Below are 21,122 nucleotides of genomic sequence, written 5' to 3'. Positions count from 1 at the left end.
AGCCTTACGGACCGCCGCAAACAGTCCAGCCGTCGCCAAAATGCGGTCATGACCTCACGGCCCATGCGCCTGGGCTTACCCACACCATGGACGCCGCACAAAGAAAACCCTGCTATCTGGTCACGGCCATCGGCTCGCTCTCAGCCGCTGCGGTGATCGCGTCGCTTCGCGACATTCCCGGATGCTCGATCGTGGGCACGAACGCCAGCCCAGCCGCGTGGATTCATGCCGCTTGTCTAGTGGATGCATTCCATCAGGTGCCGCCTGCCTCGCTGCGTGAAGCCTTCCTCGCTGCCTTGCTCCTCATATGCCGCGAGCATACCGTCACGCATATCCTCCCCCTGACCGATCCTGAAGTTGACGTCTTGTCGGACCTCGAGACGGTACTGGCCGCCGAGGGCGTCACCCTATGCATCGCCCCACCCCATGCCATCAAGGCCTGCCGGGACAAGTGGCTGGCATACCAGCAGTGCGTGCAGGCGGGTGATATTCCAGTGATTCCCACTTGGCTGCCTATGGATGCGGGAACAGATGCATTGCCTTTCCCGCTGATTGCAAAGCCACGCCTGGGCAGAAGCAGCGAAGGTCTCGTGCGGCTGGACGATGTCCGCGACCTTGAGCACTTTCGAACCAAATACCAAGGCCAGCCCTACATCATTCAGCCACTTCTGGCGGGTAGGGTCTGCGTGGTGGATATCGTTCGCCAACGCTCGACAGGCAAGTGGGCCGCCGCCAGCCGAGTCGAGTTGCTGCGCACGTCAAACGGCGCAGGCACCACGGTGCAGATGATGCCAGCCCCTCACTTGTGCGCGCTCGCCCAAAGAGTCGCAGAGCGCCTGGACACCAACGGCTGCATCAACATTGAATTTCTCTGGCCGGACGCATCCGGCAAAGAAAAAGAGCCTTCCGGGGATTCCTCGCTGCTCATGGATATCAATCCCCGATTCTCCGCCGGTGTCGGCTTCAGCAGAATGTTTGGCTATGACATGGTCAAAAACCATCTAGCCTGCTTTTCCTCCGACGCCCAGACTCTGGAGGAATTCCATCCACCGCTGGACTCTCCGATCATCACCCGGCACTACACAGCCACCATAAGCCGCTGAATCTCTCCTCTATGCAGCTGAAGAACCTTGACGAAACATCCACAGCATCTGCCTGGGATTCAAAGTGGTCCACGATTTTCGACCATTATCAAAAAGATCTCCGGCATGCACACTATATGCGTGCGTTGATGCACTCGGACGAGCGAAAGATCTTGGAAATGGCGGCAGGCAGCTTCCGTGACATGGCGGCGCTCCGGCGCGCCGGCCTGGACTGCCATGGAATGGATTTTTCTGGAGAATCCATCGAACGCGCCAAGGCCAATTTTCCGGAGTTTAAAGAGAAAATACACCAGATGAGTGCATTTGAGATGCCGTTTGATAACCAATTCTTTGATGTCAGTTATCACAATGGATTCTGGGTGCTTTTTTCTGATGAGAACATCAGGAAACTTGCCCAAGAACAAGCACGCATCACGGGGAAACGCATGTTTGCGACTGTTCACAATGCACACAACCGGCAATTCGTGGATTATTTCGACAGATTGAAAAAAGACGATCCACTTTATGATGTGCGATTCTTTCATGTGGAAGACCTCACTGCATTGATGAGCGAGGTGTGTGATGATGTGCAGGTTATTCCTGTAGGCAAAGGCAAGCGCCGCCATGAGGATTGGCTGATCAAGATGGGCATTACCCACCCCCTTCTCCTTCGGAGTTACTTGAAGATTTCCGGAATGCAATACCTGAACAGCAGCGAACGTCTGCTTTGTGTAGGCACACCCAGGCACGCTGCCTAAATCACACGGTTTACGTCCAATTCTTGCCAGGTCTTGATGGCCTTTGCATATAGCCAGCAGCCAACCATCCATGAATCGCATGAACCCATCCCACCCTAGCCCCTCTGCAGCACCGTCCAACACAACGTATGCCGCAGGAGCAATGCACCAATATTACCGCGACACGCTGAGCCAAGATTTCAGCTTCCCGGCCATAGGAGGCATATCCAAGGACGTTATCATGCATCTGGTCCAGACCGGCTCATGTGATGTCACCCGCTTGCTGGATCATTTACTGAGCACTCCCTCAGGCTTGGGGGAAAATCAGGACAAGGCGCTGAAAATGCTGCTGGTGCTGATCTGCCAAGCCAATATGGCTCTGGACAAAAACAACAACGGCATACAGCAAAAGTTCCCACCATCCTACGCCAAGGCGCTATGGGAAGGACTGATGAAGGTCCTCACTCTGGACCCGAACGACCACTACCTCACCATTGCCGCCCAACTGCTGTTTCGCGTCGGCGACATCCAAACCGTGCTAGACATCGCACGCCAGCGCCCCATCATCGCTGAAAAGCACCGCACTTTCCAGAAGATCCTTGCCATGATCCACATGATGGACAAGGACTATGAAAAGGCATTACCCTACTTGGCGGATCTCATAGAGAACAAGCTTGAATCTCAAAACTCCCTGGTCACCCTGATGGCTATGAGTTGCATGTACAAGCTGGGAGGTCTGCCCGAAACACCCATGGACTTTTCCACGCTCGCAGCCGAAGAAGAGGCTGCACAAGCGTCGTCCACAGCAATCGACTGGTTTATAGAACCTGAACCCAGTCGTCAGGCAAAGCCCGTGGTCCTGATCGCCTGCGACGAACGCTATTTCTTCGATCATGCTTTGGCACTCATCTATTCACTGCAGGAAACCAATTCCGCAGAAATGGATGTCCACCTCCATCTCTACAATCCCAATCCCAGTGTTCTCTGGAAATCGCAGCAGCTGAATCAAGCACTTCCAGAACTGCATATCACAGCTACCCAGGAACGTATTCGCACGGATGCGACCAAGATACGTGTGGATTTTGCAAGCCGCAGGTTTGTTGCGGCAAACCAGGTGCTCCAACGACTGAATGCACCACTGATCGTGGTGGATGCAGATGGGCTTTTCCGAAAATCCTGGACGACCTGGCTTGGCAACGTTGATTTGACAGCAGACATCATATATGGCAGCAGCAATGCCGTCCCATTCTGGGAGGAGGTCCCTGCGGGTTTTGTATACCTGAAAAATAGCACTGCGGCCAGCAGCTATATCAGAGAGGTCGCGCGATTCATCGAAAACAACTTGAAAAAAAGCAACCATGTATGGTTTCTGGACCAGATGGCCTTGTCCGCGTGCATGGATCAAGTTTCAGGGGATGCCGCACAAATCTGGGCGCCCCCGGCCTCCACACTGGTGGACATCAACCATACTGCCGACTCTCTGTACTGGGCAGTCACGACAATGAAGTCCGGGGCCAGCCGGTACGATGAATACAAAAAATATCTTCTGGAAAAATATGAGGGCATATACCTTGGGAAACTGGAAGACATCTTCCATTATCTAAGCAAGAGCAAGGAAACAGTTAGGTTCGTACAGGTGGGCGCAATGGACGGCGTCAGCTACGACCCCATCCACAAATATGTGAAGAATTTTGGCTGGCAAGGTATTCTTATCGAGCCGCTTCCAGACATGATGCAGAGCCTCAAGTCCAGCTATCGTGATTGCAAAGGCCTGATTTTCGAAAATATTGCAATATCCGATAAAAAGGAGACCAAGACGCTTTACCGCGTAGAGCCAGAAGTCATCAAGAAACATCAGCTCCCGGACTGGCTTAAAGGCATGTCAACCTTTGTCGACGGCAAGCTTGACAACTACAGACAATATGTAAAAAAACAGCCTGTCCAGTGTTATCCACTGATGAGTGTTCTGGAGAAACATCGGCTTCCGTGCATTGACGTACTGCAGATCGACACTGAAGGGTTCGACTACAAGGTCTTCAAGCAATTGGATTTCAGCAAGTACCGTCCATCCGCAATAAATATCGAGGTTGTCAACCTCGAAGCGGAGGAATTCGATTTACTTCAATCGGAGCTGCTCAATCAGGGATACGTCTTTTACCGCTATGAAATGGACATGATCGCGGTGCACACAAGCCTGTACAAACAGGCGCAAACGGAAGCCTGAACCATGAGATGCAGGCAAGGCATCAGCCTGCATCCAAAAGAATACGGCAGAACGAGCGGGGGCCAGTTTGGCCCTCGTCTGCCCACTTGAGACACCCTAGAGCGTATGCACTTCCACGTGCCCGAGAAAGCCGCAAAAGGGTCCGGAACGAGGCGTAGCACGCATGTCGCGCGGTATCACATGACTCGACCAGGCTGCGCCAGAGAGACAGATGCCAGGCTCTGAACTCCCTGAGTTGCATGGCTTAGGGATGCTGGCGTAAAAACACTGCCAACCACCTCCTCGACCCTCGCAAATTGTTCTTGCGTCATGCCCAGAAAAAAAGGCAGGCCTATCAGGGTCTGAGAAATAGCCAAGGCATTTGGCGAAGGCAATGTATGGCAGCGCTGCTGCAACGCCGGCATATGCTGCAGCAAGGGTTGATACCAGCGACGCGTGGTGATACGGGCCTCCAGACAGAGGCGCTCGAGTTGAGTGCGCATAGCTTCTTGCGGGAGACGCACGCAAAGCGAAGTGGGTGCGAGCAAGGGTCCACCTGATCCCTGGGTCTGCCAACGTAGTTGGCCTCCACTGGCCATATCCAGCGCGGCCATGATGTCCGTCATCAGCGCCCGCCTTGAGGCTGCCTGCCCACTCCACGTCTGTAGCGAAGCCAAACCTATGGCTGCATGGTATTCACTCATCTTTGCGTTGGAGCCGCAAAGGGTCAGCGCCCCAATAGGCACGTTGGAACCCGCATCAAGATTGATGCCGAAATTAGAAAGCTGGCGCACACGTTTGGCCAAGCCTGGCTTGGTGGAGACGATCAAGCCACCCTCGCCGGCGGGCAGGCTCTTGGTGGTGTGCAGGCTGAAGACCAAGGTGCCCTGTGCTCCGTTCAATTGCTGGCTGCCGAAAGCTGCGGCCGCATCGACGACCACAGGCAGCCCAGTCGTCTGTTCGAAATACTGCCATTCAGCCATGTCATGCGGCATGCCGAAGGCCGCCACCGGGAGCACTGCGTCCACATGTGTCTGCGCGCAGGCTTGCCGGGCCAGGCTGGGAGTAAGCATCCAGCTGTCTGCGTCCACGTCAGACAGCACGGGCACATGGCCCGCACGCAACACAGCCGTGGCTGTGGCGACGAAGGTAAAGGCCGGCAGCAGCACCCGCGACCCCGGCGGCAGATCAAGTGCCTGCAGCACCAGTTCAAGGCCCAGCGTGGCATTGGCCACCGTGGTCGCCTGGGCCGTTGTAACTCCCAAGTGACCGGCCAACTCGAACTCCAAGGCCTGCACCAAGGGACCGAAATTGGAGTATTGCCGTGCCGCATGCATGCGCTCCAGCCACGGCAGCATCATTTGCGGGCTGGGAAGCTCAGGACGCAGAAGGGGCACCCAATCGTTCAAGCCGGTAGCGGACATGGTCGTCACTCCTTTTCGATTTCCTGCACCAGGGCGTCAAGATCGACGTCCACGCTCAAGGAATTGCGGTCTCCACGCAGCCAGTTAAGCCACATGAGGCGGAACGCCTTTTCCAGATCAGCCGTCCGCGAGGCATAGTCCATGTAGCCGCAGCCGCGCATCTGTTCACGAATGGTCTTGCGCATCGCCTGCAGGCGCTGCGGGTCATCCATGAGAGCCAGCGCCGCCTGAACATAAGCTTCGTTGTCCTTGACAATCTCGCCCCCTGCACCGACTACCTGCAATGTCCTTGCACCAGAAGCATCGACACCTCGCTGGGCATCTATGGTGACGATGGGCAGCCCCATCCACAACGCATGCAAGGCCGTGGTTCCTGCGGAAATGGGGGCGGTGTCCAGCATGATGTCGGCAATATGTCCCAGCTCCATGAATTGGTTCAACGGCTGCTGGTGAAGCACAGACACCCTCTCCAGCGGCATTCCTGCCGCCTCCACGCGAGGCTGCATGCCGGCCTGAGCTGCGTTGGCGTCAGACTCCTTGACCATGATGATCAGACGAGCGTCCTGGCGCATCTCGAGAATGCGCGCCCAAACGGCCAGTATCTCGTCTGTGATCTTTGCAGAATTGTTCAGCGAGATCAGCGTGGGATAGCCGTTGCGCAGCATCGGTGGCAGCTCGCATAGGGGGGCATAGGCAGGAGGTGCGTAGCTGGACGAGTAGCGCAGCTGGAACAGTTTCTCCGCATAGAAAGAGGATTGGCTCGCTGGGACCATGTCCGGAGAAACCAGCCGGTAGTCCATGGCCTTCATGCCCAGCGTCTGCAGGTATCCCAGCCATGTCACCTGCACCGGCGCCGCGCGTCGGGCGAAGACACCAAGGCGATGTCCATGGGTGTAGCCAGACAGATCCACCAGCACATCAATACCGTCGGCGCAGATCCGTTTGTGCAATGCCTCGTCCGACAGCTCCATCACATCCTCCCAATGGGGCACCAAGGCACGCAGCTGCGGCGTGAAATGGTCCCAAGGGCCGTTGTAGTAGACGTGAATGTCGAAATTCTCGTGGTCGTGATTGCGCAGCACGGGCAGCATGAAAAATGCCACCGAATGCTCACGGAAGTCGGCGGTCACATAACCGATCTTCAGCTTCTTGCGAGGGCTACGGTCACGCAGCGGCAAAGGCCGGGCCTGCCGCGTAAGTGGGTCGGCAAAGCGTCGACCCCAGTCGCGAGCTACTTCCAGAGCCTTCATGGGATCCCGTCCGGTATGGGAGTGCAAGTAAGCCCGCATCATCCACTGCGGGCTCGTGCTGCTAGTTTTGACCACCTTGTCGATCAATTCGCAAGCCTCTTGCTGGCGACCCAGGCTGAAAAGAGCCAGGGCCAACAGCATCTTGGCCTGGTCTTCCTGGGGGTTCAGTTGTACGGCAGTCTCCAGCGCACCGATGGCAGGCTTCCAGTGGCCCATTCGCGTATAGGCAAGCCCTATGAACAGCCAGAGTTTGGAATTGCCCATATCTCTTGCCACACGCTGCATCAAGGCCGTCAGTGCCTGCACAAACTGATGGTCGTGGATCAGTTGGTGGATCTGAGGGAGATCGAGAAGCTCGTCCGACGCTTGCTCAGGTTTCTCGCTGGAAAGAATGGAGGACATAGATAGCTGGGAAAGGAGGTTTCAGAGCCTGAGATCTACAGTTGGCCAGTCCAACCGGGCCGGCCGGCATCTCTTAGCGGCACGGCCATTGGAGCATGGGGCCCCATAAATCAAGCCTGCGAATAAGCGGCCACGACACCCGCAATTCCCACCCTAGAACGAACGCATCAGACGTGTCCGTGACAAGCCTGCCCGCCGTCGCAGCCAGGCTTTTCCGCAAACTCCCCCTACATCCCCTCATCAAGCTGCCGATCTAACAAACAATCACCCGGCTTTTCTTCCCAACGACGCCACCGCGCGCGCTCACAATCCACTCCCATGCTTGTCATCATCGGATACATCGTCGCCTTCGGTTGCATCTTCGGCACCTATGTGCTGCACGGGGGCAACGTCCAGGTCATTCTCAAGGCACTGCCTTTTGAAATGATCACCATTGGCGGCGGCGCCATCGGCGCCTTCATCGTGTGCAACCAGCCCAAGGTGCTCAAGGCCACGGCCAAGGCCATCCCTGGCGTGATGAAGAGTTCGCGCTACACCAAGGCCCGCTTCATGGAGCTGATGGCCCTGCTGTACGAGATTCTGCAAAAGGCCCGCAAGGAGGGCCTGATGTCCATCGAAGGCGATGTGGAGGCACCCAACGAGTCGCCCATCTTCACCAAGTACCCCGAGCTGCTGGCGGACCACCATGTGGTGGAGTTCCTGACCGACTATCTGCGCATGATGGTGTCGGGCAATCTCAATTCCCACGAGATCGAGTCGCTGATGGACAGCGAGATCGAGGCCCACCACGCCGAGGCCCATGCCCCCGTCAACGCACTGACCCGCCTGGCCGGCGCCCTGCCCGCCTTCGGGATCATTGCCGCCGTGCTCGGTGTGGTGAACACCATGGGCTCGGTGGGCCAGCCTCCTTCGGTCCTGGGCGGCATGATCGCCTCGGCCCTGGTCGGTACCTTCCTGGGCATCTTGCTGGCCTATGCGCTGGTGGAGCCCATGGCCGGCCTGGTGGAGCAGCGCGCCCAGGACGCCGCCAAGGAACTGGAGTGCATCAAGACCACCTTGCTGGCCAGCATGCAGGGCTACAACCCCGCCACCGCCATCGAGTTCGGCCGCAAGGTGCTGTTCTCTACCGAACGCCCCAGTTTCCTGGAACTGGAAACCCACGTCAAGGGCAAGAAGTAATCCTGCACCCAGCAGCGTCAAGCCATGGCAGAGAAAAAGTTACAGCCGATCATCATCAAGCGCGTCAAGAAGACTGCGCATGCGCCCCACGGCGGCGCCTGGAAGATCGCCTATGCCGACTTCGTGACCGCGATGATGGCCTTCTTCCTGCTGATGTGGCTGCTGGGCTCCACGGCCAAGGGCGAGCTGCAGGGCATCGCGGCGTATTTTTCCTCGCCGCTGAAGGTGGCGATGGCCGGCGGCGACGGTGCAGGCAACAGCTCCAGCGTGATTCCCGGCGGCGGCAACGACCTGGCCAAGGTGCACGGCCAGGTACGGCGCTCCGAGGCGGCCGACAGCTCCAACCGGCGCACCAGCGTCGATTCGGGCCGCGCCGATCAGGCCCAGGTGGACTCCAACCGCATCAAGGCGCTCAAGGCCAAGGTGGACGCGATGATTACCAGCAATGCGCGCCTGAACGAATTCCGTTCGCAGATCCGCACCGACGTGACGCCCGACGGCCTGCAGATCCAGATCGTGGACGAGCAAAACCGCCCCATGTTCGACAGCGGCAGCGCCCTGGTCAAACCGTATATGCGCGACATCCTGCGCGAGGTGGGCGCGGCGCTGGCAGGCGCGGAAAACCGCATCAGCCTGTCCGGCCACACCGACGCGGCCCCTTACGGCAATGCCGACCGCGGCTACAGCAACTGGGAGCTGTCGGCCGACCGCGCCAACGCCTCGCGCCGCGAGCTGGTGGCCGCCGGCATGCCCCTGAACCAGCTGGCACGCATCACGGGCCTGGCCAGCAGCGACCTGCTGCTGCCCGACGATCCGCGCGCGCCCCAGAACCGGCGCATCACCATCACCGTGCTCACGCAGGAGGCCGAAAAGCGCCTGCTGGGCCACCGTGGGCCCGTGACGCGCAACGCCTTGCCGCCGTCATTGGCCGGCGGCAGCGGCGGCACCGCGAATGCAGCCACAGCCGAAGCCACGGCCGGCGAGACTGCCGCGCAGCCCGCTGCCGCCGCGCCCGCAGCCGCAGCCGCAGCCGCCCCTTCGGCGCCCGCGTCACCTGATCGTGTAACAAATTAAGGTTTGAGCCCGATGCTGCCGAAAAGCAGGAAAATTCCCACATTGCGCCAAGAAGGTTTCATATTGTTACCATCGCGGCGGATTCTTACCAGTACCGAGCACCTACCGACCGAAAGGGCCTCACGTGGCTAATGCCCTGCGTTTTTTGATCGTTGACGACTTCTCCACCATGCGGCGCATCGTGCGCAATCTGCTCAAGGAGAGCGGCTTTCCCGAAGCCGATGAAGCCGAAGACGGCGTCGTGGCACTGCACAAGCTGCGCAACAGCAAGTTCGATTTCGTGGTGACGGACATCAACATGCCGAACATGAACGGCTTCCAGCTGCTCACCGAAATCAAGCAGGACGACAAACTCAAGCACCTTCCCGTGCTGATGGTGACGGCCGAGGCCCGCAAGGAGGACATCGTGGCAGCGGCCCAGGGCGGTGCGGCAGGCTACATCGTCAAGCCCTTCACCAAGGCCACGCTGGAAGAGAAAGTCAACCTGATCCTCAAAAAGCTGGGCCTGTAGGGCGCGCGCCATGAGCAACCCGGATGTCCCCGACAGCGTCCACTACAAGGTAGGCGTTCTCACGCGCCAGCTGCATGACTCGCTCAACGAGCTGGGCTATGCGGACCGATTGCGCGGCAGCATGGGAGAGCTGCCGGATGCGCAAAGCCGCCTTTCCTACATTGCGCGGCTGACCGGAGAGGCCGCCGAGAAGGTCCTCAACCGTGTCGAGCTGGCCAAGAGCCAGCAGGACCGGCTGGCCGAGCGCGTGCGCGCCATGCGCGCGCAGCTGGTCGAGGATCCCGTGGCGGCCGTGGCCAAGGGCCGGGTGATGAACTTCCTCGAAGAGGTCGAGCAGGACACGCAGCAGGCCGATGAGCACCTCACCGAGATCATGATGTCCCAGGACTTCCACGATCTCACGGGCCAGGTCATCGCCCGCGTGGTGTCGCTGGCCGCCGACCTGGAGGACCAGCTGGTGCAGCTGCTCATCCAGACCTCGCCCAACCCGCAGCAGACGGCGCTGGAGCCGCTGGAAAAGCCCAAGGAGCACCTGGCCGGCCCCGTGGTCGATCCCGAGAAGACACCCGATGTGGTGACTTCACAGTCCCAGGTGGACGATCTGCTGGCCAGTCTGGGGTTCTGACACACCCCGGGGCGCCATGCGCCTTTGCATTTGCATTTGCACGGCAACCCTTCCCGCTGCGGGGCAAGGGTTTGCCGGCGTGCCGCTGCCTGCCGCACCACACCCCAGACAGCGCATAAGCGCCGCTTGAGCCCTGCTTATCGGGGCTTCGCCCATCCGGCTTGTTCCGACAATGACGCAAATCCTTCCGTCATTGCGCCATGGACTCCAGCCAAGACAAAAACCTGCCAGCCACCGAACGCAAACTGCAGAAAACGCGTTCTGACGGCCAGGGTGCGCGCTCCCGGGACCTGTCCCACCTGGCCATCCTGGGCACGGGCGCGCTGATGATGCTGATGGGCGCCGAGCCCCTGATCCAGCACCTGCGCATGGCACTGGCCCAGCAACTGGCGTTCGACGCGCACACGGCCAAGACCCCGGCCCTGATGATGGAGCGCATGCTGTCCATGGGCAGCCTGGGCCTGAAGATTTCCCTGGGCGTTGCCGCCGTGACCACGGCCGCGGCCGTGCTGTCGGGCATGCTGGCCGGCGGCTGGATCCTGAGCCTCAAGCCCATACAGCCGCAGTTCAACCGCCTCAACCCGCTGTCGGGCCTGACCAATCTGTTTTCCAAGCAGCAGATGGTGACCGTGGCCAAGATGGTGGCGATGACGGCCATCCTCTCCTTCGTGGCCTGGAAGTTCCTGAGCAGCCACATCGCCGAGATCGCCGCCATCTCCTCCCAGCCTTCGGCCATGGCGCTGACCATGACCGGGCAGTGGCTGGCCAGCGGCGTGGCCCTGCTGCTGCTGGTGGTGTTCCTGATGGCCGTGATCGACGTGCCGCTGCAGGCCTACCTGTTCAAGTCGCGCCTGAAGATGAGCCACGAGGAAGTCAAGCAGGAGCACAAGGAGTCCGACGGCAACCCGCAGATCAAGAGCAAGATCCGCCAGAAGCAGCGCGAGATCGCCGACCGTGCCAGCGTCAACGCCGTGCCGCGCGCCGACTTCGTGGTCACCAACCCCACGCACTATGCCGTGGCGCTGCGCTACGACGAAAAGACCATGGCCGCCCCGCAGGTCATCTCCAAGGGCACGGACCTGGTGGCGCTGAAGATCCGCGAGGTCGCGGGCGCCCACAAGATACCGGTGCTCGAATCCCCGATGCTGGCGCGCGCCCTGTACGCGCACGCCGACCTGGACCAGGCCATTCCCGCCGCGCTGTACACGGCCGTGGCCCAGGTCCTGGCCTATGTCTACCGCCTGAAGGCCGCGCTGCGCGGCGAAGGCCCCATGCCTGGCGATCTCGGCGAACCCGCCGTGCCCGCCGAACTCGATCCGCACCAGGGCCGCCGCGCGCCCGCCGCCGCGACCACTGAAGGTACTGCTCCATGACGACGAATCCGCTCCAATCCCTGCAATCGATGTGGTCGGGCGAGAACACCAGGTTCGCCCAGGGCCTGATGGCGCCGCTGCTGGTGGTGGCCATCCTGGCGCTGATGGTGCTGCCGATTCCGCCGTGGCTGCTGGACACGTTCTTCACGCTGAACATTGCCGTGGCGCTGATGGTGATGATGGTGGCGGCCTACATGATCCGGCCGCTGGACTTTGCGGCCTTCCCCTCGGTGCTGCTGCTGACCACGCTGATGCGCCTGTCGCTGAACGTGGCCTCCACCCGCGTGGTGCTGCTGGAAGGCCACACCGGCCCCGGAGCGGCCGGTGCGGTGATCGAGGCCTTCGGCCACTTCCTGATCGGCGGCAACTTCGCGGTCGGCCTGATCGTGTTCGCCATCCTGGTGGTGATCAACTTCGTGGTGATCACCAAGGGTGCCGAGCGTATCGCCGAAGTCTCGGCCCGCTTCACCCTGGACGCCATGCCCGGCAAGCAAATGGCCGTGGATGCCGACCTGAACGCCGGCCTGATCGACGAAAAGGAAGCCAAGCGCCGCCGCGCCGAGGTGCAGGAGGAAGCCAACTTCTTCGGCTCCATGGACGGTGCCAGCAAGTTCGTGCGCGGCGACGCGGTCGCCGGCATCCTGATCCTGGTGATCAACATCATCGGCGGCTTCGCCATCGGCATGATCCAGCACGGCCTGTCGGCCGGCCAGGCCGCCGACAGCTACATCCTGCTGGCCGTGGGCGATGCGCTGGTCGCACAGATCCCCGGCCTGCTGATCTCGGTGGCCGCGGCCATGGTGATCTCGCGCGTGGGCAAGGAAACCGACATGGGCCAGCAGATCGCGCAGCAGCTGTTCATGTCGCCCAAGGTGCTGGGCATCACGGCCGGTGTGCTGGGCCTGCTGGGTGTCATTCCGGGCATGCCCCACGTCGTGTTCCTGAGCACGGGCGCACTGCTGGGCTGGCTGGCCTGGATGCTCTCGCGCCGCCAGCAGGAACGCGCCGCCCAGCAAACCCAGGCCCCCGCCCCCGTGGCCGCGCCCAGCGACGGCGAAGCCACCTGGGACGACCTGCAGCCCGTGGACCTGCTGGGCCTGGAGCTGGGCTACCGCCTGATCACCCTGGTGGACAAGGGCCGCCAGGGCGACCTGCTGACCCGCATCAAGGGCGTGCGCCGCAAGTTCGCACAGGAAGTGGGCTTTCTGCCCCCGGCCGTGCATGTGCGCGACAACCTGGAGCTCAAGCCCAGCGCCTACCGCATCACCCTGCGCGGCGTGATGGTGGGCGAGGGCGAGGCCTTCCCCGGCATGTTCCTGGCCATCAATCCGGGCGGCATCAGCACCCCGCTGATCGGCACCCAGACCACCGACCCGGCCTTCGGCCTGCCCGCCCACTGGATCGACGAACGCCAGAAGGAAGCGGCACAAATGGCAGGCTTTACCGTGGTTGATTCGGAAACCGTGATGGCCACCCATTTGTCACACTTGATGCAAGTGCATGCCGCCAAGCTGATCAGCCGTACCGAGACGCAGCAGTTGGTGGAGCATGTGGCCAAGCTGGCTCCCAAGTTGATCGAAGAAGTCATTCCGAAAATGGTGTCCATCACGACGTTCCAGAAAGTGCTCCAGCTGCTGCTGGAAGACTCGGTGCACGTCCGCGACATCCGCACCATCATCGAGACGCTGGCCGAGCACTCCTCGACCACCCAGGACCCCGTCGAGCTGGCCCGCCGCGTGCGCATTGCGCTGTCGCCGTCCATCGTCCAGCAGATCTACGGCCCGACCCGCGAGCTGAACGTCATCGCCATCGAGCCCGGACTCGAGCGCCTGCTGGTGCAGGCCCTGTCCAACCCCGGCGCCCCCTCACTGGATCCCGGCGTGGCCGAGATCCTCACCCAGAAGGCGGCCGACATGGCCAACCAGCAAGAAGAGCTGGGCCTGCCTGCCTGCCTGCTGGTCCCCGATTCCATCCGCAACTCCATTGCCCGCCTGGTGCGCCGCGTGGCGCCGCGTCTGCAGGTTCTCGCCCACAGCGAGATCCCCGAGACGCACACCATCCGCATCGGCTCGATTCTTAAAGGTGCATCCGCATGAACATCAAACGCTTCTACGCCCCTACCTCCCGCGAGGCCCTGGCCAAGGCGCGCATGGCTTTCGGAGCGGGCACCCTGATCCTGTCCAACCGCAGCACGCCCGACGGCGTCGAGGTCATGGCCACGGCCGAGGACACGCTGGAGCACAGCAAGGCCGCCGCCAGCAGCACGCCGCTGCAGCAAGCCATCGAGCGCCGCTCGGCCGAGGAGACCACGGGCCTGCGTCCCCAGCTGCAGGCCCAGCTGATCCAGGCACATACCCAGCCGCGCACGGCACAGCAGGCTTCGCCGGCGCCCTCACAGGCGGCTTCGCTGGCAGCCTCGCTGTCGGCAGATGGTGCCGAGCCCGCCGGCCTGCGCCAGAGCGTGCAGGAAGACACCGAGCAACTGGCCATGAGCACCCTGTCCTTCCAGGACTACGTGCGCGAACGCATGCTGCGCCGCCGTCACGAGGCCGGCGTCGACGAGCCCCTGCCCAGCTTTGCCCAGCGCCGCAGCCTGGGCGACGCCCTGCGCGAAGCGCCGGCCGCCGCCCCCATGGCCGCACAGCAGCCGTTCAAGGCACAGCCCGCGCCTTCCGTGGCCCGCCACAATCCGCTGCGCGCCAGCGCCGAGGCGCCGCTGCGCGAGCCCCTGCGCAGCGAACCCGCTCCAGCCATGGCCTCCCAGGCGCTGCGCGATGAGCTGCAGTCCGTGCGCGACCTGATCGAAGAGCGCTTCAACACCCTGACCTGGCTGGGCCAGACGCGCCAGAACCCCATCCACGCCAATCTCACGCACAAGCTGATCCGCGCGGGCTACTCCCCCGTGCTGGCCCGCGCCCTGGTCGAGCACATGCCCCAGGACCTGTCCGCCGGCGACGCCGTGCGCTGGCTGATGCAGGTGCTGGAACGCAATCTGCGCACCGACGCCGGCCAGGAGCCGCTGTACGAGCAAGGCGGCGTCTTCGCCCTGGTGGGCTCCACCGGCGTGGGAAAGACCACGACCACGGCCAAGCTGGCGGCCCTGTGCGCGGCCAAGTACGGCGCCTCCAGCGTCGGCCTGATCACCCTGGACACCTACCGCGTCGGCGCCCACGACCAGCTGCGCTCCTACGGCCGCATGCTGGGCATGGTCGCCCACCTGGCCCATGACCGCGCCGCGCTGCAGGACCTGCTGGGCCTGCTGGCCAACAAGCAGCTGGTGCTGATCGACACCACGGGCGTGGCCCCGCGCGATCCGCGCAAGGACGAAATCCTGGACCTGCTGGACCTGCCCGGCGTGCAAAAGCTGCTGGCCGTGAACGCGGCCGGCCAGGGCGATGCGCTGGACGATGTGATGCAGGCCTTCAAGGCACGCGGCTCCAGCCAGGCCATCCTCACCAAGGTGGACGAGGCCGTGAAGCTGGGCCCCTCGGTGGACACGCTGATCCGCCACCAGATGCAGCTGCGCGGCGTGACCAACGGCCAGCGCGTGCCCGAAGACTGGGAGCGCGCCGATGCGCAGCAGCTGGTCTCCGCCTCCATGCGCGCCTCCACCCGCTCGGCCTTCGATCCCAAGGCGCTGGACCTGGACTTCTTCTTCACCCCGTCCAGCCCCAGCACCATGGACAGCGAGGTCAGCCATGCTTGAGACCTTCCCCCAGCTGCACCAGGGCCTGGGCCTGCACGGCCAGCCCGGCGCCGCAGCACCGTCCAGCCTGCGGGTGCTGGCCATGCTGCGCGACACGGCGGCCGACCCTGAAGGTCAGTCCGAGCAATCTCTGCTGTGGCCGGTCTGCGCCAGCCTGCAGCGCCTGGGCATGCCTGTCCTTGTGCTCGATGCCAGCCAGGGCGAGGCGGCCGACGCGCCTGGCCTGGCCCAGCTGCTGCAGCAAAGCGCCTGGCAGGCCCGTACCGGCCTGCACCCCGACCCCCGCCACAGCTCGGTGGCCGTGCTGCCTGCCCGCCAGGGCCTGGAGCTGCTGCCCCTGCAGGCACGGCAAGCCGGCATGACGCCCATGCAATGGCTGCAGCGCCATGTGCGCGGCTATGCCATCGTCATGCTGTATGCCGATGCCGACACGCTGGCCCGCAATCTGCCCGGCCAGGCCGTGCACCCGCTGATGGTGCTGCCCGAACACGGCCCCCGCGTGCTGGGCTGCTACCGCCAGCTCAAGCAGCTGGCCGTGCATGCCGGCCTGCGCTGCCTGCTGGCGCCGCTGCTGCCCGGCGCTGACCCCGTGGATGTGACCAGCTACGATTGGCGCCGCGGACAGACCGGTGCCCGCAGCCAGGCCGAGGATGCGCAACGGCGCCAGTCACAGATCGACGCGCTGCTGCGCTGCGCACAGCGCCATCTGGGCCACGCGCCCGGGCTGCTGCCCGTGCGCCTGCACCATGCACCGGACCTGCAGCGCCTGGCGCTGCAGTTGCTCAACCATGCGGGCAGCGTATTGCCGCATGGCGGCCAGGACCTGGCCGCCGGCTACGCACCGCTGCCTGCATCCCATGCCTGGAGCCACTGACTGCCATGTACACCGCCAAAGGCCAACTCGACCGCGATGCACTGATCCGTCGGCACGTACCCCTGGTACGCCGGATCGCGCTGCACATGATCGCCAAGCTGCCTCCCAATGTGGAGCTTGATGATCTGATACAGGTCGGAATGATCGGCCTGGCCGAAGCCCTGTCCCGCTTCGAGAGCGAGCAGGGCGTGCAATTCGAGACCTTCGCCAGCCAGCGCATCCGCGGCGCCATGCTCGATGAACTGCGCGAGGGCGACTGGATGAGCCGCAGCTCGCGCAAGAGCCAGAAGGACATAGAGCACGCGCTGCACCGCCTGGAGCAGCGCCTGGGACGCACCCCGCTGGAGTCCGAGATCGCCGACGAGCTGGGCATGGACCTGGACGACTACCAGTCGCTGCTGGGCAAGGTGCGCGGCACGCAACTGGTCTACCTGGAAGACATGTCAGGCGGCGACGAGGGCGAGGACTTCCTCGAACGCCACGTGGCCGACAGCGGCGCCGACCCCTTTGCGCTGCTGCGCGACCACCGCCTGCGCGTGGCCCTGGTCGAAGCCATCAAGGCCCTGCCCGAGCGCGAGCAGTACATCATGGGCATGTACTACGAGCACGACATGAACCTCAAGGAAATCGCCGCCGTGCTGGGCGTGACCGAATCGCGTGTGTGCCAACTGCACAGCCAGGCGATTGCGCGCCTGCGTACGAAGATGCGGGCGCATTGACTGGGGGCACCCCCTGAGGCGCTGACGCGCCTTCCCCCTCTCTACCCGCTTCGCGGGGGAGGGGGACGACACCCTCGCGGCGGGGCGGCCCTTGCTCGGTGTCCCTCGCTTTGGGCCTCGTCGGTTTTTGGCGCCGTGCGCCTGGTCTGATCTGGATTTGCGGGGCGATGCCGATCTTCTCCGACGTCTCCCTTCCCTGCCCCATTCCCTTTTCTATGCGCTGCCGCGCATGGCCTGGACTTCGCGTTCGAAGATGCGCCAAAAGGCGGGTTCCTGCGTGGTGGCGAAGTTGATGCGCATGCAGGTGCTGGGCTGGCGGCCGGCGTGGAACATGGAGCCGGGGGCGATGAAGTAGCCGGCGTCCAGCAGGCGCTGGGCCAGGGTTTCGGTGTCCACGCCGGTGTCCACCCAGCCGAACATGCCGGCCGGCTCGGCCGCGAAGCGGGCTCCGGCCTGCTGGGCCAGTGCCACGCTGCGCATGCGGGCCTGGGCCAGGTGCTGGCGCAGGCGCTCGGCATGGCGGCGCAGCTGGCCCTGGTCCATGCAGTGGGCCAGGGCGCGTTCCGTCAGTGCGGGGGTGGTCAGCGTGGACAGCAGCTTGGTGTCCACCAGGCGCTCCACCAGCGCAGGCGGCGGCGCCAGATAGCCCACGCGCCAGTTGGGTGCCAGCAGCTTGGCGAAGCCGCTCACGTAGATGCTGTGGCCCAGGCGGTCCAGCACGGTCATGCGTGCGGCGTGGTCGGGCGCGATCTCGCCATAGGTATCGTCCTCCACCACGTAGAAGCCGAATCGCCGCGCCAGCTGCAGCACCTCGTGGGCGCTGGCCGGCGACAGGCTGTAGCCGGTGGGGTTGTGCAGCACGCTCACGCTGACGTAGAGCTTGGGCGCACAGCTTTCGCAGTACCGCTGCATCACGGCCAGGTCCGGCCCGTCGGGGCCGCGCGGCACGGGCAGCACGCGCATGCCCAGCGATGCCAGGCGCGCGAACTCCACGGCCCAGCCGGGCTCCTCCACCATCACCGGATCGCCCGGCTGCAGCAGGGCCCGGCTGACCACGTCCAGCCCATGCGTTGCGCCCATGGTGGTGATGATGTGCTGCGGCGCCGCCGCAATGCCCAGGCGCGCCAGGCGCCGCGACAGCGCCTCGCGCAGGCTGATGTCGCCCAGCGGGTCGCCATAGCCCACGCAGGAGTCGTGCAGGGATTTTCCCGAGCAGGCCTTGCGCATGGCAGCGGCCAGAAAGCCTGCCTCCAGCCATTGGGCCGGCAGCACGCCCGCGCCGGGCTGGGGCCTGCCGCCCACGCTCTGGTGGAACATGCCGCGCACCAGCATGGAGGCATTGATGCGCGTTCCCTTGGGCGCGCCGGTGGCCTCGTCCGCAGGCGCGGCGCGGGCCTGTTCGGACTGCAGCAGCGGTGCGTCCTGCACGAAATCGCGCACGAAAAAGCCGCTTTGCGGCCGCGCCTCGACCAGGCCCTGGGCCTGCAGCAGGTCATAGGCGGCCACCACCGTGTGCGTGCTCACGCCCTGCTGGCGCGCGCATTCGCGCACCGAGGGCAGGCGTGCGCCCGCCGGCAGCAGGCGCATGCGGATGCGCTCTCCCAGGCGTTCGGCCAGCTGGGTACTCAGGGTCTGCGGCGCCAGCCGCGAAAGGGGAACGGGCATGAGAGGGTCACCAAAACGTCACTGTATCGGGATGGGCGCCGATACAGAACATGCAATTGAGGGTTCAACTGTATTGGTACTGTACAGGTCTTGCACCTATATTGCAGGCATTCGTGCTGCGGAGCAGGCCTGCCGTGCCCTCCTCCCCAACAGCCCCTTGCCGCCTGTATGGAGACCTCCGGGGCCACCGCCTCATGCCACCGTCCGAACTCACCGCCTTGCTGCTGCTCGCCGCTTCCATGAGCTTCAGCCCCGGCCCCAACACCACGCTGTCCACGGCCCTGGCCGCCAACCACGGCCTGCGCCCGGCGCTGCGCTTCGTCCTGGCCGTGCCCGTGGGCTGGTGCTTGCTGCTGGTGCTGAGCACGGCCGGCGTGGGCGCGGCGATCGTGGCGGCACCGCTGCTGCTGTGGCTGGTCAAGGCCGCCGGCATCGGCTACCTGCTGTGGATGGCCTGGCGCCTGAGCCGCAGCGCACAGATGGCATCACTGCAATCTCAGCAGCAGCTGCAGGTGGGTTTCTGGCAGGGCGTGGGATTGCAATTCGTGAACATCAAGGCCTGGCTGCTGGCCCTGGCCATCGTGGCCGGCTGGCTGGCGGGGCACGACGACCTGAGCGAGCGCCTGTCCGTGGTGCTGCCCGTCATGGCCGCCTATGCCTTCTCCAGCAATCTGCTGTATGCCTGCGTGGGCGCACTGCTGCGCCACTGGCTGGCCCAGGGACGCAGGCTGCTGTGGTTCAACCGTGCCATGGCGGCCATGCTGGCGCTGACGGCGATGTGGATGGTGGCCGCATGAGGGTCTGCCATCCACACCCAGGCAAAGGCCGTACTGGCCTGCCCAGCTATTGAAGGGAGGATGCGCAGACCCTTCACGGCCGCGACAAAATACCCTCATTGCCGGCGCAAGAGCGAAAGCACCATCCGCACTGCGCTCTTCACATGCGGCCGGCCCGTGCCCCACGACGGCATGGCAACCCATACCAGCCCGCCCGCATGGCGGGCACCGCAAAGACCTGGAACTGCTTTTTTTATGACGACCTGGACGCTGGCAGACCGTGCTGCCAAGATGAACCCCTCCGCCATCCGCGAAATCCTCAAGCTCACCGACCGTCCCGGCATCATCAGCATGGCGGGCGGCCTGCCCTCGCCGCTGGCCTTCCCGCTGGACGCGTTCACCCAGGCCTGCCAGACCGTGATGCAGCGCGATGGCGCAGCGGCCCTGCAATACGCCACCAGCGAAGGCTTCGCGCCCCTACGCCAGGCCGTGGCCGACTTCCTGCCCTGGGAAGTGGACCCCGACCAGGTGCTGATCACCACGGGCTCGCAGCAGGCGCTGGACCTGATCGGCAAGGTCTTCCTGGACCGCGGCAGCCGCATGCTGGTCGAAAAGCCCACCTACCTGGGCGCGCTGCAGGCCTTTGCGCCGCAGGAACCGATTCCCGTGGGCGTGGACAGCGATGACGACGGCATCCTCGTCGAGGACTTCGCCACCAAGGCCGGCACCGGCGCCGACAAGGCCCGCCTGGCCTACGTGCTGCCCAACTTCCAGAACCCCACCGGCCGCACCATGGCCGAGGCACGCCGCCAGGCCCTGGTGGACAAGGCGCGTGAACTCGGCATCCCGCTGATCGAGGACAACCCTTATGGCGACCTGTGGTTCGAGCAGCCCCCTGCCCTGCCGCTGGCCGCGCGCAACCCCGAAGGCGTGATCTACCTGGGCTCGTTTTCCAAGGTGCTGGCCCCGGGCCTGCGCATCGGCTTCCTGGTGGCGCCCAAGTCCGTCTACAACAAGCTGCTGCAGGCCAAGCAGGCGGCCGACCTGCACACGCCCGGCTTCAACCAGCGCGTGGTCTCCGAGGTCATCAAGGACGGCTTCCTGGACCGCCACGTGCCCACCATCCGCGCCATGTACAAGCGCCAGCGCGACGCCATGCTGGCCGCGCTGGAACGCGAAATGGCCGGCCTGGACGTGCAGTGGACCCGTCCCGTGGGCGGCATGTTCCTGTGGGTTCGCCTGCCCAAGGGCATGGATGCGCAAAAGCTGCTGCCCGCCGCCGTGGAACGCGGCACGGCCTTCGTGCCCGGCGCGCCGTTCTACGCGGACGAGCCCCAGGCCAACACGCTGCGCCTGTCCTACGTGACCGTGTCGGCCGAGCAGATCGACAAGGGCATCGCCGCCCTGGCCGACGCCATCCGCTCGCAGCTGTCGGCCTGATACGCACAGCCCCGGCTGTTCCCTGAAAGCCGGCTTTGCGCCGGCTTTCTTCATCCTGCATTGCCCATCGCAACCCTGCCCC

At 63.6% G+C, this 21,122-nt stretch carries 17 protein-coding genes; 14 read left to right on the top strand and 3 right to left on the bottom strand.

Annotation, left to right across the window (positions count from 1 at the left end):
• Positions 1-86 precede the first annotated feature (86 nt).
• The 3 genes from AAN986_RS02855 (at position 87) to AAN986_RS02845 (ending at position 4,043) form a co-directional block, all read left to right on the top strand.
• Entirely contained in the window at positions 87-1,103 is a 1,017-nt protein-coding gene (locus tag AAN986_RS02855) for an ATP-grasp domain-containing protein (RefSeq protein WP_047219435.1), read from the top strand.
• Between the two features lie 11 nt (positions 1,104-1,114).
• Positions 1,115-1,840 carry a class I SAM-dependent methyltransferase gene (locus tag AAN986_RS02850; protein ID WP_047219436.1) on the top strand — a complete coding sequence of 242 codons (726 nt, stop codon included), beginning with the start codon at positions 1,115-1,117 and terminating at the stop codon, positions 1,838-1,840.
• Positions 1,841-1,919: 79 nt separating this feature from the next.
• Positions 1,920-4,043, top strand: coding sequence for an FkbM family methyltransferase (locus AAN986_RS02845; RefSeq protein WP_349335565.1), 2,124 nt, complete (start codon positions 1,920-1,922; stop codon positions 4,041-4,043).
• 176 nt (positions 4,044-4,219) lie between these two features.
• Here AAN986_RS02845 and AAN986_RS02840 read toward each other — a convergent pair whose 3' ends face one another.
• Together AAN986_RS02840 and AAN986_RS02835 are read right to left on the bottom strand one after the other, a co-directional pair.
• Positions 4,220-5,446 carry a DegT/DnrJ/EryC1/StrS family aminotransferase gene (locus AAN986_RS02840; protein ID WP_082138153.1) on the bottom strand — a complete coding sequence of 409 codons (1,227 nt, stop codon included), beginning with the start codon at positions 5,444-5,446 and terminating at the stop codon, positions 4,220-4,222.
• Positions 5,447-5,451: 5 nt separating this feature from the next.
• Positions 5,452-7,098 carry a CDC27 family protein gene (locus AAN986_RS02835; protein ID WP_047219438.1) on the bottom strand — a complete coding sequence of 549 codons (1,647 nt, stop codon included), beginning with the start codon at positions 7,096-7,098 and terminating at the stop codon, positions 5,452-5,454.
• A 318-nt stretch (positions 7,099-7,416) separates the two neighbouring features.
• Here AAN986_RS02835 and motA point away from each other — a divergent pair, with 318 nt between their 5' ends.
• From motA to AAN986_RS02790, 9 genes are all read left to right on the top strand, one after another.
• The gene (motA, locus tag AAN986_RS02830; RefSeq protein WP_047219439.1) at positions 7,417-8,277 is read left to right on the top strand and encodes a flagellar motor stator protein MotA; all 861 of its coding nucleotides are present in this window, start codon (positions 7,417-7,419) and stop codon (positions 8,275-8,277) included.
• Between the two features lie 24 nt (positions 8,278-8,301).
• Positions 8,302-9,351: a flagellar motor protein MotB gene (motB, locus tag AAN986_RS02825; protein ID WP_047219440.1), complete on the top strand. Its 1,050-nt coding sequence runs from the start codon at positions 8,302-8,304 to the stop codon at positions 9,349-9,351.
• A 124-nt stretch (positions 9,352-9,475) separates the two neighbouring features.
• Positions 9,476-9,862 (top strand): chemotaxis response regulator CheY, encoded by a 387-nt coding sequence (gene cheY / locus AAN986_RS02820; protein WP_012202534.1) that lies wholly within the window; start codon positions 9,476-9,478, stop codon positions 9,860-9,862.
• A 10-nt stretch (positions 9,863-9,872) separates the two neighbouring features.
• Complete coding sequence (locus AAN986_RS02815) at positions 9,873-10,487, top strand: protein phosphatase CheZ (protein WP_016449290.1); 615 nt, start codon at positions 9,873-9,875, stop codon at positions 10,485-10,487.
• Positions 10,488-10,687: 200 nt separating this feature from the next.
• Entirely contained in the window at positions 10,688-11,860 is a 1,173-nt protein-coding gene (locus AAN986_RS02810; RefSeq protein WP_016449289.1) for an EscU/YscU/HrcU family type III secretion system export apparatus switch protein, read from the top strand.
• Positions 11,857-13,956 (top strand): flagellar biosynthesis protein FlhA, encoded by a 2,100-nt coding sequence (flhA, locus tag AAN986_RS02805; protein ID WP_016454350.1) that lies wholly within the window; start codon positions 11,857-11,859, stop codon positions 13,954-13,956. Before AAN986_RS02810 ends, flhA begins: the two co-directional genes overlap by 4 nt.
• Positions 13,953-15,566, top strand: a complete 1,614-nt coding sequence (gene flhF / locus AAN986_RS02800; RefSeq protein WP_016449287.1) for a flagellar biosynthesis protein FlhF — start codon at positions 13,953-13,955, stop codon at positions 15,564-15,566. Before flhA ends, flhF begins: the two co-directional genes overlap by 4 nt.
• The gene (locus AAN986_RS02795; RefSeq protein ID WP_016449286.1) at positions 15,559-16,440 is read left to right on the top strand and encodes a hypothetical protein; all 882 of its coding nucleotides are present in this window, start codon (positions 15,559-15,561) and stop codon (positions 16,438-16,440) included. Before flhF ends, AAN986_RS02795 begins: the two co-directional genes overlap by 8 nt.
• A gap of 5 nt (positions 16,441-16,445) precedes the next feature.
• Positions 16,446-17,159, top strand: coding sequence for an RNA polymerase sigma factor FliA (locus tag AAN986_RS02790; RefSeq protein ID WP_012202528.1), 714 nt, complete (start codon positions 16,446-16,448; stop codon positions 17,157-17,159).
• A 213-nt stretch (positions 17,160-17,372) separates the two neighbouring features.
• Here AAN986_RS02790 and AAN986_RS02785 read toward each other — a convergent pair whose 3' ends face one another.
• A complete protein-coding gene (locus AAN986_RS02785) occupies positions 17,373-18,824 on the bottom strand; it encodes a PLP-dependent aminotransferase family protein (protein WP_016449285.1) in 1,452 nt (483 codons plus the stop codon).
• A 194-nt stretch (positions 18,825-19,018) separates the two neighbouring features.
• On the opposite strand from AAN986_RS02785, the gene AAN986_RS02780 reads away from it, so the two are divergent.
• Together AAN986_RS02780 and AAN986_RS02775 are read left to right on the top strand one after the other, a co-directional pair.
• On the top strand, positions 19,019-19,621 hold the full coding sequence (locus AAN986_RS02780) for a LysE family transporter (RefSeq protein WP_016449284.1): 603 nt from the start codon (positions 19,019-19,021) through the stop codon (positions 19,619-19,621).
• Positions 19,622-19,855: 234 nt separating this feature from the next.
• On the top strand, positions 19,856-21,040 hold the full coding sequence (locus tag AAN986_RS02775; protein WP_047219443.1) for a PLP-dependent aminotransferase family protein: 1,185 nt from the start codon (positions 19,856-19,858) through the stop codon (positions 21,038-21,040).
• Positions 21,041-21,122: the final 82 nt, after the last annotated feature.

The sequence above is a fragment of the Delftia sp. DS1230 genome, assembly GCF_040112715.1.
Taxonomy (GTDB): Bacteria; Pseudomonadota; Gammaproteobacteria; order Burkholderiales; family Burkholderiaceae_C; genus Comamonas; species Comamonas tsuruhatensis.
Note: the sequence above shows the minus strand (reverse complement) of the source record. Positions and strands in the feature narration are given on the sequence as shown.